Source organism: Bacillus sp. 05T21 (assembly GCF_056396785.1).
The window spans coordinates 14,392-29,434 of record NZ_JBFTMD010000011.1 but is presented as its reverse complement, the minus strand read 5'-3'; the positions used below and the strand labels follow the sequence as shown (position 1 = coordinate 29,434).

At 35.7% G+C, this 15,043-nt stretch carries 18 protein-coding genes; 10 read left to right on the top strand and 8 right to left on the bottom strand.

Translation table 11 applies throughout. From position 1 onward, the window contains the following. Positions 1-269 precede the first annotated feature (269 nt). From pflB to AC1DKZ_RS19015, 3 genes are all read left to right on the top strand, one after another. Positions 270-2,519, top strand: coding sequence for a formate C-acetyltransferase (gene pflB, locus AC1DKZ_RS19025; RefSeq protein WP_113937958.1), 2,250 nt, complete (start codon positions 270-272; stop codon positions 2,517-2,519). 69 nt (positions 2,520-2,588) lie between these two features. Beyond that, a complete protein-coding gene (gene pflA / locus AC1DKZ_RS19020) occupies positions 2,589-3,320 on the top strand; it encodes a pyruvate formate-lyase-activating protein (RefSeq protein WP_044444343.1) in 732 nt (243 codons plus the stop codon). A gap of 411 nt (positions 3,321-3,731) precedes the next feature. Next, positions 3,732-4,898: a diglucosyl diacylglycerol synthase gene (locus AC1DKZ_RS19015; RefSeq protein WP_002139554.1), complete on the top strand. Its 1,167-nt coding sequence runs from the start codon at positions 3,732-3,734 to the stop codon at positions 4,896-4,898. A 526-nt stretch (positions 4,899-5,424) separates the two neighbouring features. Here AC1DKZ_RS19015 and AC1DKZ_RS19010 read toward each other — a convergent pair. The 4 genes from AC1DKZ_RS19010 to AC1DKZ_RS18995 form a co-directional block, all read right to left on the bottom strand. Next, positions 5,425-5,544 (bottom strand): YfhE family protein, encoded by a 120-nt coding sequence (locus tag AC1DKZ_RS19010; protein ID WP_000358484.1) that lies wholly within the window; start codon positions 5,542-5,544, stop codon positions 5,425-5,427. A gap of 110 nt (positions 5,545-5,654) precedes the next feature. Next, positions 5,655-6,212, bottom strand: a complete 558-nt coding sequence (locus AC1DKZ_RS19005) for a GNAT family N-acetyltransferase (RefSeq protein WP_427279455.1) — start codon at positions 6,210-6,212, stop codon at positions 5,655-5,657. 240 nt (positions 6,213-6,452) lie between these two features. Then, the gene (locus tag AC1DKZ_RS19000; RefSeq protein ID WP_113937957.1) at positions 6,453-7,583 is read right to left on the bottom strand and encodes an amidohydrolase; all 1,131 of its coding nucleotides are present in this window, start codon (positions 7,581-7,583) and stop codon (positions 6,453-6,455) included. 147 nt (positions 7,584-7,730) lie between these two features. Then, a complete protein-coding gene (locus tag AC1DKZ_RS18995) occupies positions 7,731-8,636 on the bottom strand; it encodes a TIGR01777 family oxidoreductase (RefSeq protein WP_476996846.1) in 906 nt (301 codons plus the stop codon). An 81-nt stretch (positions 8,637-8,717) separates the two neighbouring features. Between AC1DKZ_RS18995 and recX the strand changes: the two genes are divergently transcribed. Together recX and AC1DKZ_RS18985 are read left to right on the top strand one after the other, a co-directional pair. After that, the gene (recX, locus tag AC1DKZ_RS18990; protein ID WP_002029629.1) at positions 8,718-9,530 is read left to right on the top strand and encodes a recombination regulator RecX; all 813 of its coding nucleotides are present in this window, start codon (positions 8,718-8,720) and stop codon (positions 9,528-9,530) included. A 9-nt stretch (positions 9,531-9,539) separates the two neighbouring features. Next, complete coding sequence (locus AC1DKZ_RS18985) at positions 9,540-9,857, top strand: YfhH family protein (protein ID WP_002139556.1); 318 nt, start codon at positions 9,540-9,542, stop codon at positions 9,855-9,857. Positions 9,858-9,921: 64 nt separating this feature from the next. On the opposite strand, the gene AC1DKZ_RS18980 is transcribed toward AC1DKZ_RS18985, so the two are convergent. Together AC1DKZ_RS18980 and AC1DKZ_RS18975 are read right to left on the bottom strand one after the other, a co-directional pair. Beyond that, a complete protein-coding gene (locus AC1DKZ_RS18980) occupies positions 9,922-10,074 on the bottom strand; it encodes a YpzG family protein (RefSeq protein WP_000122093.1) in 153 nt (50 codons plus the stop codon). A 32-nt stretch (positions 10,075-10,106) separates the two neighbouring features. After that, positions 10,107-10,265 (bottom strand): small, acid-soluble spore protein K, encoded by a 159-nt coding sequence (locus AC1DKZ_RS18975; RefSeq protein WP_002010326.1) that lies wholly within the window; start codon positions 10,263-10,265, stop codon positions 10,107-10,109. Positions 10,266-10,387: 122 nt separating this feature from the next. Between AC1DKZ_RS18975 and AC1DKZ_RS18970 the strand changes: the two genes are divergently transcribed. Next, a complete protein-coding gene (locus tag AC1DKZ_RS18970; RefSeq protein ID WP_002010328.1) occupies positions 10,388-10,654 on the top strand; it encodes a YfhJ family protein in 267 nt (88 codons plus the stop codon). A 24-nt stretch (positions 10,655-10,678) separates the two neighbouring features. On the opposite strand, the gene AC1DKZ_RS18965 is transcribed toward AC1DKZ_RS18970, so the two are convergent. Next, on the bottom strand, positions 10,679-11,659 hold the full coding sequence (locus AC1DKZ_RS18965) for a metal-dependent hydrolase (RefSeq protein WP_002010329.1): 981 nt from the start codon (positions 11,657-11,659) through the stop codon (positions 10,679-10,681). A 149-nt stretch (positions 11,660-11,808) separates the two neighbouring features. Between AC1DKZ_RS18965 and mutY the strand changes: the two genes are divergently transcribed. Next, a complete protein-coding gene (mutY, locus tag AC1DKZ_RS18960) occupies positions 11,809-12,906 on the top strand; it encodes an A/G-specific adenine glycosylase (protein WP_476996845.1) in 1,098 nt (365 codons plus the stop codon). 239 nt (positions 12,907-13,145) lie between these two features. On the opposite strand, the gene AC1DKZ_RS18955 is transcribed toward mutY, so the two are convergent. Next, positions 13,146-13,322: a hypothetical protein gene (locus tag AC1DKZ_RS18955; RefSeq protein ID WP_181777951.1), complete on the bottom strand. Its 177-nt coding sequence runs from the start codon at positions 13,320-13,322 to the stop codon at positions 13,146-13,148. A 125-nt stretch (positions 13,323-13,447) separates the two neighbouring features. Here AC1DKZ_RS18955 and AC1DKZ_RS18950 point away from each other — a divergent pair, with 125 nt between their 5' ends. The 3 genes from AC1DKZ_RS18950 (at position 13,448) to ntdP (ending at position 15,021) form a co-directional block, all read left to right on the top strand. Beyond that, positions 13,448-13,729: a gamma-type small acid-soluble spore protein gene (locus tag AC1DKZ_RS18950; RefSeq protein ID WP_002091122.1), complete on the top strand. Its 282-nt coding sequence runs from the start codon at positions 13,448-13,450 to the stop codon at positions 13,727-13,729. 187 nt (positions 13,730-13,916) lie between these two features. After that, positions 13,917-14,165 carry a YgaB family protein gene (locus AC1DKZ_RS18945; protein ID WP_476996844.1) on the top strand — a complete coding sequence of 83 codons (249 nt, stop codon included), beginning with the start codon at positions 13,917-13,919 and terminating at the stop codon, positions 14,163-14,165. Between the two features lie 325 nt (positions 14,166-14,490). Beyond that, on the top strand, positions 14,491-15,021 hold the full coding sequence (ntdP, locus tag AC1DKZ_RS18940) for a nucleoside tri-diphosphate phosphatase (RefSeq protein ID WP_113937952.1): 531 nt from the start codon (positions 14,491-14,493) through the stop codon (positions 15,019-15,021). The last annotated feature ends 22 nt before the right edge of the window (positions 15,022-15,043 follow it).

Below are 15,043 nucleotides of genomic sequence, written 5' to 3'. Positions count from 1 at the left end.
AAGAGTATTACAGATCTACAATGGGTATCGTTCTTATATTACAAAATAGGACTCGTATATAAGAATACCAAAAAAATACAATTAAAGAAAGGGTTAATTATAAAGAGTTTTATATGAAGTTAACACTATGTATACAGTGGTTTGCTCAATGTTTCACAAACATGTCACAACTATTTCGTTCACTTTCGAAAAAAAGTAGTATTCTAAGTGTGTAAGCTGTTATATAAAAAAACGTAGTCCTGTACTAATCAAAAATGGAGGAGATTAGGATGACTCAAGTATTAGAAAATGTAAAAAACGCGTGGGAAAACTTTAAAGGTGAAAAATGGAAAGCAGAGATTGATGTTCGCGATTTCATTTTAAATAATGTAAACGTTTACGAGGGAGAAGACTCTTTCTTAGCGGAAGCAACTGAAGAAACGAAAAAACTTTGGGATCAAGTAATGGATTTAACAACAAAGGAACGTGAAAACGGTGGCGTTCTTGATATGGATACAAAAATTGTTTCTTCTATTACATCACATGAACCAGGATATTTAAATAAAGATATTGAAAAAGTGGTCGGTTTCCAAACTGATAAACCATTTAAACGTTCTTTACAACCATATGGTGGTATTCGTATGGCGGAACAAGCGTGTGAAGCGTATGGATATGAAATGGATAAAGAACTTAGCAGTATTTTCAGAGACTGGCGTAAAACTCATAATCAAGGTGTATTTGATGCATACACACCAGAAATGAAAGCGGCTCGTAAATCAGGTGTTATTACTGGTCTTCCAGATGCATATGGACGTGGACGTATTATCGGTGACTATCGCCGCGTAGCGCTATATGGTATAGATCATTTAATTGAAGCGAAAAAAGCTGATTATAATTTAACTGGTGGTGTAATGAGCGAAGATACAATGCGTTTACGCGAAGAATTATCTGAGCAAATGCGTGCACTTCAAGAGTTAAAACAGATGGCTGCTTCTCATGGATTCGATATTTCTAAGCCAGCTACAAATGCACAAGAGGCTTTCCAATGGTTATACTTTGCTTATCTTGCAGCAATTAAAGAGCAAAACGGGGCAGCAATGAGCCTTGGACGTACCTCTACATTCTTAGATGTTTACATTGAAAGAGATTTAGCAAATGGTACTTTAACAGAAGAAGCAGCACAAGAAATTGTGGATCACTTCATTATGAAATTACGTCTTGTGAAATTTGCAAGAACACCTGATTACAATGAACTATTCTCTGGAGATCCAACTTGGGTAACTGAATCTATCGGTGGTATGGCGTTAGATGGTCGTCCGTTAGTAACAAAAAACTCATTCCGTTTCTTGCATACATTAGATAATTTAGGACCAGCTCCAGAACCAAACTTAACAGTTCTTTGGTCTAAACAATTACCAGAGAACTTTAAAAACTACTGTGCGAAAATGTCTATTAAAACATCAGCAATTCAATACGAAAATGATGACATTATGCGTCCTGACTACGGTGATGACTACGGTATTGCTTGTTGTGTATCAGCAATGAGAATCGGTAAACAAATGCAGTTCTTCGGAGCACGTGCAAACTTAGCGAAAGCATTACTATATGCGGTTAACGGTGGTAAAGATGAAAAGTCAAAAGCACAAGTTGGTCCTGAATACGCACCAATTACTTCTGAAGTATTAGATTATGAAGAAGTTATGCGTAAATTCGATATGACAATGGAATGGTTAGCTGGTCTATACTTAAATACATTAAATGTAATTCACTATATGCACGATAAATATAGCTATGAACGTATTGAAATGGCACTTCATGATACAAATGTTCTTCGTACAATGGCAACAGGTATCGCTGGATTATCTGTAGTAGCAGATTCTTTAAGTGCAATTAAATATGCACAAGTAAAACCAATTCGTGATGAAAATGGTATTGCAGTTGATTTCGAAATTGAGGGAGATTTCCCTAAATACGGTAACAATGATGATCGTGTAGATGAAATTGCAGTAAATCTTGTGAAAACATTTATGAACAAGCTTCGCAAACATAAAACATACCGTAATTCTGTTCATACAATGTCAATCTTAACAATCACATCTAACGTTGTATACGGTAAGAAAACTGGTAACACTCCAGATGGACGTCGTACTGGAGAACCATTTGCACCGGGCGCAAACCCAATGCATGGCCGTGATACAAAAGGTGCATTAGCATCATTATTATCTGTAGCTAAATTACCATATGAAGATGCACAAGATGGTATTTCAAATACATTCTCTATTATTCCAAAAGCACTTGGTAAAGAAGATGATGTACAAGTACGCAACTTAGTATCTATGCTTGATGGATATGCAATAAAAGAAGGACACCACTTAAATATTAACGTATTTAACCGTGAAACATTAATGGATGCAATGGAGCATCCTGAAAAATATCCACAATTAACAATTCGTGTATCTGGTTACGCTGTTAACTTTATTAAATTAACTCGTGAACAACAAATTGATGTAATAAACCGTACAATGCATGAAAGCATGTAAGTGAAAAAAGTGTCCCTCCGCTTTTAATATATAGCGGAGGGAGGCTGTTTCAATAAAGGAGGAAGTAACATGGTAAAAGGAAGAATACATTCTGTAGAGTCTTGTGGTACTGTTGATGGCCCAGGGATTCGTTATGTCATATTTACACAAGGGTGTTTATTACGTTGTCAATATTGTCATAATGCTGATACATGGGAAATCGGTAAAGGTAAAGAAATAACAGTTGAAGAAGTGATGCAGGATGTGACATGTTACCTTCCATTTATTGAAGCTTCTGGAGGCGGTATAACAGTTAGCGGTGGAGAGCCACTATTACAGCTAGACTTCTTAATTGAGTTGTTTAAAAAGTGCAAAGAAGCTGGTATCCATACAACAATCGATTCTTCTGGCGGTTGTTATTCTGAAGAACCAGAATTCCAAAATAAGCTAGATATTTTAATGGAGTATACAGATTTAGTTTTATTGGATTTGAAGCATATTGATTCAAAGAAACATCGTAAATTAACAGGGAAACCAAATGAACACATTTTACAATTTGCTCGTTATTTATCGGATAGAAAGAAACCAATTTGGGTAAGACATGTATTGGTTCCCGGTGTTACCGATGGTGAAGAGGATTTGCAAAAATTATCAAACTTTATTCAAAGTCTATCTAATGTTAAGAAAGTGGAAGTGCTGCCATATCATAAGCTCGGTGTTTATAAATGGGAGGCACTTGGACATAAGTATCCACTTGCGGATGTGAATCCACCGACAGAAGAAAATGTTGAACATGCAAAACATATTTTACAAGCAGTCTAACCTAAACATTTGGTTAGGCTTTTTGTTTCTTCATAATAAAATCTAGAGTATATATTTAGAAAAGAGTATACTGAAAAGGGAATATCCATATTTTTGTAAAGAATAAGCGGAGAAATTTACATAATTGTAAAGGGAAATCAAAATAGTAAAAAGAATTAAGAAGTAAAAGAGTGAGTATTATGGAATATAGAACATTTGTAAGTTATTGCGAAAGCTCTTATAGGAAAGTATAATGTAAAGATATGAGCACAGATAGGATTAAGGGGTCAATCTTATATGCTTTGCATATCCACGACAGATACATAGCTAACAGGAAAGTATTAGAATCCGAGTATGTAGTTTTTAAGGAAAATGTTTTTCCTATTGTCGTATATGCAATATGGAGAAACAAAAAGCTAGGAGTGGATTTGTTTGATAAAAAACCCCAAGGTTTTAATATTAACTGCACATTACGGTAACGGTCATGTGCAAGTGGCAAAAACATTAGAACAAACATTTCGCCAAAAAGGAATCGAAGATGTAATTGTATGCGACTTGTTTGGAGAATCACATCCAGTTATAACCGATATTACAAAATATTTATATTTAAAAAGCTATACGGTAGGAAAAGAATTATATCGTTTGTTTTATTATGGTGTAGAGAAAATTTACGATAAAAAAATAGCATCTTGGTATGCGAATTTTGGGAGAAAGCGTTTGAAGACGCTATTACAGGTGGAGAAACCGGATATTGTTATTAATACCTTTCCAATCATCGCTGTACCAGAATTGAAAAAGCAAATAGGTATTTCTATTCCTGTTTATAACGTATTAACGGATTTTTGCGTGCATAAAATATGGATCCATCGAGAAGTAGATCGTTATTTTGTAGCAACCGATCATGTGAAAAAAGTGATGGTTGATATCGGTGTACCTGCAGAACAAATTGTTGAAACAGGGATTCCGATTCGTAGCAGTTTTGAGCTAAAGATAAATCCAGCAATTATATATAATAAATATCAGTTATGTAAGGATAAAAAGATGTTACTAATTGTAGCAGGTGCTCATGGTGTGCTAGGGAGTGTAAAAGAGCTATGCCAGTCATTTATGTCAGTACCAAACTTACAAGTAGTTGTCGTTTGTGGGAAAAACGAAGCTTTAAAGCAGGATTTAATGGAACTACAGGAACAAAGTTCTGATGCTTTAAAAGTATTTGGTTATGTTGAAAACATTGATGAATTGTTCCGTGTTACTTCTTGTATGATTACGAAGCCAGGTGGTATTACATTAAGCGAAGCAGCAGCATTACAAGTACCTGTCATTTTATATAAACCTGTCCCAGGACAAGAGAATGAAAATGCGTTGTATTTTGAAAAAAAAGGAGCTGCAGTTGTAATTCGTGATGATAGTGAAGTTTTTGCAAAAACAGAGGCATTATTACAAGATGATATGAAGCTTCTTCAGATGAAAGAAGCAATGAAAAGTATTTATCGTCCTGAGCCAGCTGGTCATATTGTGGATACAATTTTGGCAGAAAATCATGCAGAGCCGAATCATATACCTATTAAATCACCAGTTCTTGCCGAATCTTTTACTTAATATGAAACCCTCTTTTAAGCATTTAAAGAGGGTTTTTTTTATTGTTGTAAAAAAAATAAACGTGAATTATTAACTTATCCCGCTATTTGTGGGCAGTAAGGCCCCTACCTCAAAAGTCAGCGAAAGCAAAGAAGTTAGGTTGGGGTCGGGCTGCCCGTAAAAGCCCGATTGGTGAGGGCTAATAATCAGTGGGGATAAACAAAACGCCCACTGATTAAAGTTGCACTTTATCCACAAAGGATTGCGCTTCTATTAGACAGTAAAGTCGAAATATTAACAACTATATCCACATAGTCCACAATTTTTAGAAAATTATCCACAATTCTCACGTTTAGAATTCATTTAAATAAATGAATTCGTAAAATACTTTTGTAATTTATGCACAATTCTACGGTTTTTGTGGATAAGGTTGTCCACAAAAAAGATTCCTTATAAATAAGGAACCTTTTTTGCTAATTCATTGGAAAATCTTATGTAATGAAACTGAATAATTAGGGGGGAAACCTTCTAATTATTCAGTTTCACTTTAAATACTTTTTGAGCGATAGCCCGCTGCACGATCTGCTTTTCGAAATTCTCGCTGATAGAGAACTTCTTGTGTACTAGATAATGTGTTTTTTGCTTTATCACGTTTCTTTTTATCCATTACAAATCACCTCGTGTCCTAAAGTCACTATCTATCGTTTCCAAAGACATGGGGTGATATACATATATGTCAAACTAGCAATGATTAATTATCATTTCTGAATTTTTAGATTACGCCTCTTTTAATTGGTGTGCTTCTTGGAATGTTGTATCGCGCATTGTTGCAAGTGTATACTGATCTTTTGGAATTTCATATAAATTATATACTTCTTCATGCGCGTTAATTTCATCATAAACGGTTTTTCTTGTTTCGTTTGCTAGATTTACATATTGTAGTTTTTCGGCAGCTTTAATAGACCGAATATTTATTTTACGAATACGCATAAAAATCGTTTCAATATCTAATTCATAGAAAAGTTCGCTAAAAAATGAATCTTTCGCCAATTTATTATATCCTTTACCATGATATGGTTTGCCAAGCCAAGTTCCGAGGAATCCAGCTTTTTCTTGCACATCAAATAAAGTAATTGTGCCGATGGGGTTACCCCATTCATCTAAAATTGTGCGTGAGATTAATTCTCCACGCTCTTCGGCTTCGATTGTTTGTTTCGTTAAAAATAAATATTCTTCATAAGAATAGGCCTTTTGACGCACAAAAGGGAAGACAGCAGGATCCACCATTAATTCGTATAGAACGTGGCTGTCGTGTAAGTCGCGTTTTTTCAACACACTAACTCCTCCTCACACGAGGGTAGCATGACGAAAAAGCACCCACCCTCGAAATTTTTATATCAATCTTTAAAAAATTTCGGGGTGGGAATCGAACCCACTAGAACCAGTTTCTAACGCTGGTGGCGCACCATTTGCCTTCCCCATTCATCAATTTGAAAATGATAATCACGACACAAATTGATTATGGTTTCATTCAGTTTATAATCGTATAATACTGTATCTAGTCAAAAAAATAAACTAGTTTTTTTTATTTTTTTTGTAAATTATTTTTCCGTCAATCATAGTGAGTACAGGCTTGGCTAAATAATGGAAAGGATGATGTGTCCATAACACGAGGTCAGCATCTTTTCCAACTTCAATGCTTCCAATTCTATCCTCCAAACGTAAATTTCGAGCTGGGAAAATAGTGATTCCTTCCAACGCTGTTTTCTCATCTAATCCTTCTCTTACTGCAATAGCAGCGCAAACATTTAAATATTGAATTGGTGTATAAGGGTGGTCGGTTGTAATAGAAACTTCTACTCCATTTTTCGATAAAATATGATAAGTATCCCACGTTTTGTTTTTTAATTCGATTTTCGAACGTCGTGTAAGAGTAGGTCCAACTGAAACTTTTAAATTGTGTTTCGAAAGCTCTTCAACAATAAAGTGTCCTTCTGTACAATGTTCAATACGTAAATCAAGATTGAATTCTGTCGCAAAGCGTAAAGCTGAAGTGATATCATCTGCGCGGTGAGCGTGGATACGTACCGGTATTTCTCGGCGGAGTGCTTTTAAAATAGGTAGCATTCGAAAATCAGCTTCATGTCCGTAGTGTTGTGCGTCGTAGAATGATTCACGAAGTAAACCCATAATTCCCATACGTGTTATTGATTCTTTTGTGCCGTTGCTATGGAACTTTTTAGGATTTTCTCCAAAGGCAATTTTTAAACCAGCAGGTTCCTGAATAATCATATGATCAATACAAGTTCCAGCAGTTTTTATTACACAAGTAGTACCGCCGATAATGTTTTGGCTTCCAGGCATCACGTGAACAGTCGTAACACCATTTTGTACAGCGTCTTGAAATGCAATATCAAAAGGATGGATCCCGTCTAAAGAACGGATATGTGGTGTTGAAACTTCGGATGTTTCATTTGCATCATTACCAGCCCAACCAGTACCTTCATCGTAGAGGCCAAGGTGAGTATGAACATCAATAAATCCAGGCAAGAGATGAAGAGCTCGTGCATCTATAACGGTCATATCCTGAGTAGTATCAATATGAGGTTTGACCGCGGCAATGCGTTCTCCTATAACGAGTACATCTCCTTGAAACTTTTGGGATGTAATAGGATATACAATGGCTTGTTTGAGCAATATTTTCATAGATACCTCATTTCCGTCACCTTGTAATGTGTAGAATAGGTTTAGACAAAGTAACTGAAAGGTTTTTCGTGTAGTAATGCTCCGGTGTTTAAAAAGTAAGAAGTCTTGGAGGAGATAGACTACCCGTAAAACTGTATTTTAAAAGTACTACATTGTATGCAAGAGGATATTTTGTAATGCATGGTTAACTGTTGGAAATGTGTATTGATATCCATGTTTAATAGCTTTATTGGGTAATACATGTTGCCCTTCTAATACAAGTATACTCATCTCACCGAGTAAAGCGCGAAGTACAAATGAAGGAACAGGTAGCCAATGAGGTCGCCTAGTTATAGTGGCAATAATTTCACCGAACTCTTTCATCCGTATTGGCGTTGGCGCTGTAATATTAAAAGGTCCGTCAATTTCTTTTTTGTGAATGATGAAATCAATCATGCGAACGACATCGTCTATATGAATCCATGATAACCATTGGTTTCCAGATCCAAGTGTACCGCCGATATATAATTGATAGGGAAGTAGCATTTTTGGAAGAGCTCCTCCGTCTGCGCCCAATACGACTCCAAATCTTGTGTAGATAGTTCTTATTCCAATGGAGCGGGCTTTAGATGCTTCTTGTTCCCACAAATATACTGTGTTTGCTAAAAAGTCATCTCCTGGAGTCTCTTGCTGTTCTATAAAAGATTCGGTTTCAGATGTCCCATAGTATCCAATGGCACTTGCATTAATAAATGTGTGTGGCTTTATTTCAAGGGTTTGTAATTGTTTAATGAGTCCTTTTGTTGTTTGAATTCTACTGTTTAAAATTGATTCTTTTTGTTTTTTTGTCCATCTACTATTAATAGATTCTCCAGCTAGATTAATAACTACATCGATAGAGGAGAGAGGGAAGGTCTGTAAATCCGGTGTCCACTGTACGTATTGAAGGTTAGTGTGTGAAGTTTCAGCAGTTTTTTTTCGAGTAAGAATGTAAACAGTAAATCCCTTTTGAATAAAAAAACTAGAAAGGGATTTGCCTATAAAGCCAGAGCCACCAGAAATTGCGATTTTCACAATCATTTCCTCCTCATTATATATATTCTTGAAAAGAAAAAACGTTCCTTGACTATGTTAAAATAATAGAGAGGTGAGAGTATGACTGTCATTACAAAAATAGAAGTGCAAAAACGATCGAAAGAACGATTTAATATTTATATTGATAAAGGTCAAGGCGAAGAGTACGGGTTTAGTGTGAATCAATCAATCTTAATGAAACATGGGTTACAAAAAGGCTTAGAAATTGATGAAGTAGCGTTAGGGAATATTTTGTACAATGAAGAGGTACAAAAAGCATATTTACAAGCGATTTCCTATTTATCCTATCAAATGAGAACAAAACAAGAAATAGAAGATTTCTTACGAAAAAAAGAAGTGGGACAGGCCATCATCTCTGAAGTCGTTTCGAAATTATTACATGATCGATATATTAATGATAAAGAGTACGCTATTTCATACGTGCGAACGCAAAGTAATGTGAATCAAAAAGGTCCAACTGTTATTAGGAGAGGGCTATTAAGTAAAGGTGTTCAGGATTTAATCATTACACATAGTTTACAAGAGTATCCAAAGGAGAAGCAAATGGAGAATGCTTTGTTTCTTATAGAAAAGAAGAAAAAATCTTATCAAAAGCATTCATTTTTACAAATGAAGCTAAAGTTAGATGAAATGCTTGTTCGTAAAGGATATTCTAGAGATGTGATTCAAATTTGTTTGGAAGAATTGAAAGACGAAAAAGATGACGAACAGCAACAAGAAGCGTTACACTATCATGGGAATAAATATTATGAGAAATATAAGAAGTATGATGGTTGGACATTCGAAAATAAGGTGAAGCAAGCGTTATATCGAAAAGGATTCTCTATTGATGAGATAGATATATTTTTACAAATGAAACGTGAAGAGGGATGAGGAAATAAGATGGGTATGCCAAAACGCTACAGTGAAATGACACCACATGAGCTAAGGGAAGAAATTGGGGTTTTGAAGGAGCAAGCAGTAAAGGCTGAGCAACTTGGAATTGTAAATGAATTCGATGTATTAATGAGAAAAATGGCTATGGCTCGTGCTTATATGATAGATATAAATAAATTCCATATTGGTGAGACATATGAATTAGTAGAAGAACCTGGTGTGGTATTTAAAATTACGTATTTCAATGGGGTATTTGCTTGGGGATATAAGCAAAATGATAAGGAAGAAATTGGAATACCGATTTCCCTATTGCAAGAAAAATAAAAACCAGAGAGTGAATCTCTCTCTGGTTTTTATCTTTGGTAGGCGTTAAAGGAGATAGGAGATTCTAAAATTGGCGTTTTTTACATTCGTTTGCCAATATAATGAGAGACTGGGTTTGTTGCGTCTGTCCGTTAACTTGCGCTTTCGCATGTTTTGGACGAGTCCACGTATGGTTAAATAATTCAGAACGACTATCTAAACGATCACGGTAGCTCATCTTTATCACCTCGTGTAGGAATTTAATTTGTACTACTCTTCCTGCTGATTTGCAGCACGCATACGTTCTTGTGGGTGCGTGTTAATTGTGCCGTTAGGTCGTTTCGAAGCGAAGCGTGATTTCGCTTTCGGTTGACCGTCGATTTTGCTGTTGTTTTTTGACTCAGACCAAAATTCGGCTTGTCTACCCATTAAGAACGCCCCCTCATTATCAGTTGATACCTCTTTAAGAAGTATCACTTATAGAATGTGCAAAATAGAAGAAACTATCCTTTAGAAATTAAGGGAATAAATAGGTAAAAGGAGAATAGAACATGAATGATATTTATGAAACATTAACGAAAGAATTATTAGATAAAAATGACAACCTTTCTTACGCACAAGCTCGTGCATGGGTTGAATTACTGTGGGAAGACTTCCGAACAACTTATGCTAAATCAGGTCGTTACCAAGGTGAGGAAATGACTGAACAAGTGGTACGAACATGGGTTAATAATCATGGAGGGCGCCTTCATGAAATGCGTACAAATAATCCGAAGTATAGCCATTTAATCAATCAAGAAGATCATTTGAAACATTAAAAAAAGCGACGTAGGTCGCTTTTTTTAATGTGGAAGCAATTCCAGTTTCTTTCGAAGTTTCTCTTCGCTGAAAATCCATCCTGTATATGAACTAATAATATTCAAATTTTGATCGAGCTGAACGATTGCGACGAATGGATAATAATCTTTACTTCGATACCGCAAATCAATAAAGCGAACTTCATAATAGTTATCATAATCGAAAATATCCCAGCGATATACAGGCGAGAAAGATAAGAAAGCAGATATATTTTCATCTCGCACAGCAGCTTGCATAATGGCGGTATTCGGGAACGGTACGCGATCGAATTTGTCATATACAAGGATGTTACCGCGGTGCCATCTTGCGACGTAGTAATGTTCAGTTGTAACGACGGCTAAATGATAATGATAAAACTTGTAAGAAGGAGAAATAATTACTTTCTCTACATTTTTGAAACGTTTGTATACTACACTTTTGATATTTCGATGCATCATAATGCGGCCAATGTAGTAAACAAACATTAATATATACGCTGCTAAAGCAGTATAGCCTTTATGTGCTCCGACAAGCATACAGGCGATAGCTAGTATATGGATAAAGAAAATGACAGTATCAAACGTATTAATTATGCCGAGCGCTACCCATTTTTTTGTGAAGGGCCTTAATGCCTGTGTACCATAGGCATTGAAAATATCCACAAAGACATGAAGAAAGACGGCAATAAATGACCAAAGTAGCAGATGCAGATAGGGAGCGTCTGAAAAGAAGGCGAAAGAGATGCCACTTATAAGGAGTGACCAAAGGATCACTGCAGGGATGGAATGAGTAATCCCGCGATGATTTCTTATATATTTAGCGTTATTACGCAATTTTAAAACTGTATCGATGTCAGGAATATTGGAACCGGCAATTGTTGCAAGCATTACTGCTTGTGGCCCAATATCACTTTGTGCTATAGCTGGATCTAATGTTGCCAAACTGCCTAGAGTAACGCCCATAACAAGGTGAGTGGCTGTGTCCATAGAAATCCACCTCCGTTTTTTATTAATGTAACTCTTTTTATTCGATACCTCAAGTCCTTTGCCTTCTATTTCCTATGTCATCTTACTTAAATTTTTTCCTAAAATCTTTATAATAGTACGTATATGCAAAAAAATGAGGGGGATCAAGTTTGACACTTGAAATATTAAATGAGTTTAACATAGAACAGTTTCAAAATGATTTAATTGGTTGGTTTGAAAAAGAACAACGTGATTTACCGTGGCGAAAAAATAAAGATCCATACCGTGTTTGGGTTTCAGAAATTATGTTACAGCAAACAAGGGTAGAGGCTGTAAAACCATATTACGCAAACTTTATGGGGAAGTTTCCTACGCTTGAAGCGCTAGCAACTGCCGATGATGAAGAAGTATTAAAAGCATGGGAAGGCTTAGGTTATTATTCTAGAGCACGAAATTTACATGCTGCAGTAAAAGAGGTAAAAGAAGTATACGGCGGGACAGTACCGAGCGATGTAAAGAAAATTGAAAAATTAAAAGGAGTGGGACCATATACAAAAGGTGCCATTTTAAGCATTGCATATGGAATACCAGAGCCAGCGGTTGATGGAAATGTTATGCGCGTATTATCTCGTATTTTATCAGTGTGGGATGATATTGYAAAACCGAAAACAAGAAAAGTTTTTGAAGAGATTGTGCGTGAAATTATTTCTATAGAAAATCCATCTTATTTTAACCAAGGTTTGATGGAATTAGGGGCATTAATTTGTATACCGAAAAATCCATCTTGTTTACTTTGTCCTGTACGTGAACATTGCAGAGGGTATGCTGAAGGTGTTCAAAAAGAACTACCAGTGAAGAGTAAAGCGAAAGCACCTACAATGGTACCGCTCGTTGCAGGAGTACTTCAAACTGAAGATGGCCGTTACGTAATTAATAAACGCCCAAGTACGGGATTACTGGCTAATATGTGGGAGTTCCCGAATATTGAACTAAGTGAAGGTATTCGTAATCAAAAACAACAGCTTACGGATTATATGAAGGAGAGCTTTGATCTCTCTGTTTCTATTGATGAATACGCGATGAATGTACAACATACTTTTACACATCGTACTTGGGATATATTTATATTTTACGGAAAAGTAACAGGTAATATTGTCGAAACGGATACATTAAAGTTTGTGTCGAAAGAAGCGTTTGAACAGTTACCTTTCTCGAAATCACATCGTACAATTTACGAAAAGTGTGTTGAGAAAATTACAATGCAGTAAAGTGAAACTTTAATCAGTGGGGGGTTTCTTCATCCCCCACTGATTATTAGCCTTCACCAATCGGGCTTTTATGGGTAGCCCGACCCCAACCTACCTTCTTTGCTTTCGCTGCATTTTGAGGTGGGGTCTTACTGCCCGGCAAATAGCGGGATAAATAATAAAAAACGTGTTCCAGAACTTTGGAACACGTTTTTTATATTGAAAATAAATTTGTATTTTGAGATTGAAAATCCACGCGTTTATAATCCGCCCCGTGACTCGATTTCTTTCACAACTTCTTTATAAATCGTTTGGCCCTCTACATTTAGATAAGGCATAATTTGCTGAAATGAATGATGAAAATAAGCTAATTCATCCGCTTTCCATTCATTTTTGGAAATCATAGTTAGCTCAGTCATATCACGTCCAGTATACATATTCCCACCTCCATCATATGTAGTTTGAATGAGTGATAAGAGATATATGCGTGAATTTTTTAAAAGAAAATTAAGGATAACTTCTAAATGAATTGGTTACATTATTGATTGTGGAGGTGAGAAAGATGAGTAAAAAACAACAAGGTTATAATAAGGCAACTTCTGGTGCTAGCATTCAAAGTACAAATGCTAGCTATGGTACAGAGTTTGCAACTGAAACGAATGTACAAGCAGTAAAACAAGCAAACGCACAATCAGAGGCACAGAAAGCACAAGCTTCTGGTGCTCAAAGTGCAAATGCTAGTTATGGTACAGAGTTTGCAACTGAAACAGATGTGCATGCAGTGAAAAAACAAAATGCACAATCAGCTGCAAAACAATCACAATCTTCTAGTTCAAACGAGTAATGAAAGAAAAACACTTCTCCAATTCGAGAGAAGTGTTTTCTTTGTGTGCGTGTCACTGTAATGAAAATAAAGGGAACGACATAACTTCTAATAAGTCAACAAATGTAGTCAAAGGAGAAAGAAGTTCACGATTAGAAATATGTAATAGGAATTATAAATGGCGAATGAATCAAAAAGGGGGTAAGTGATGAGCGATTTTGATAAGTTGGTAGGAGAGCAGTTGGAAACGATGGATGAGCTTTTAAAGTTACAATCACATTTAGAGAAGTATCAGCAAATTGAAATGAGTGGAAGGGATACGTGCGATAAAAAAGAATTGCATTTTATCCGTCAAGAAATATACAGAACAGAAATAGCATTAAAACTTTTACATGAAAAATTTGAACGGCAAACGAATAATGTGATTCAATCTTTTGAAACCGAAAAAATAATTTGAAATTAAGGGTGAGATATGTTGTTGATTTTAGGGAAAAGTCCTTTCTTAAACAGAGATGAGGGGGACTTTTCTTTTTGTTATATCTTCGTTTAATCTTCTAAAATACGTATTGCTAATTCATAGGAAATGTTCCTTAGTTAAAAGGGTTAGTGATGTGGTATTCAATAATACAAACTTCATTATATTCCTCATGAAAACAAGTGTCCCATCGCTTTAGTTTTAAAATTTTGACAAAAAAGTTATAATAGAAAAAAAGTGAATGCAGTTCAAGGGGTAGTTAAGACAACTTAAGAATGGCATTTGCAGTTGAAAGAAGGGAGCATATATGGGATTTCCCAAAGAAGGAGAAAAGGTACAAATACATAGTTATAAACATAATGGCGCCATTCATAGAATGTGGGAAGAGACAACGATTTTAAAAGGGACGCAGAGTCTTGTGATCGGAGCGAATGATCGTACAGTAGTTACGGAATCAGATGGCCGAACATGGGTTACTCGCGAACCTGCGATTTGTTACTTCCATGCTAATTATTGGTTTAATGTAATTGGAATGCTGAGAGAAGAAGGAGTATATTATTATTGTAATTTAAGTTCTCCTTTTGCATATGACTCTGAAGCATTAAAGTATATTGATTACGACTTAGACATTAAAGTGTATCCAGATATGACATATACACTTTTAGATGAAGATGAGTATGAGAAGCATAGTCAAATCATGCAGTATCCACCTGTTATTGATACAATTTTAAAACGAAATGTAGCGCATTTAACACAGTGGATTCATCAAAGGAAAGGTCCATTCGCACCGGATTTCGTAGATATGTGGTACGAAAGATATTTAATGTACAGAAATTAAAACAAACCTGCAGGGAATTTCC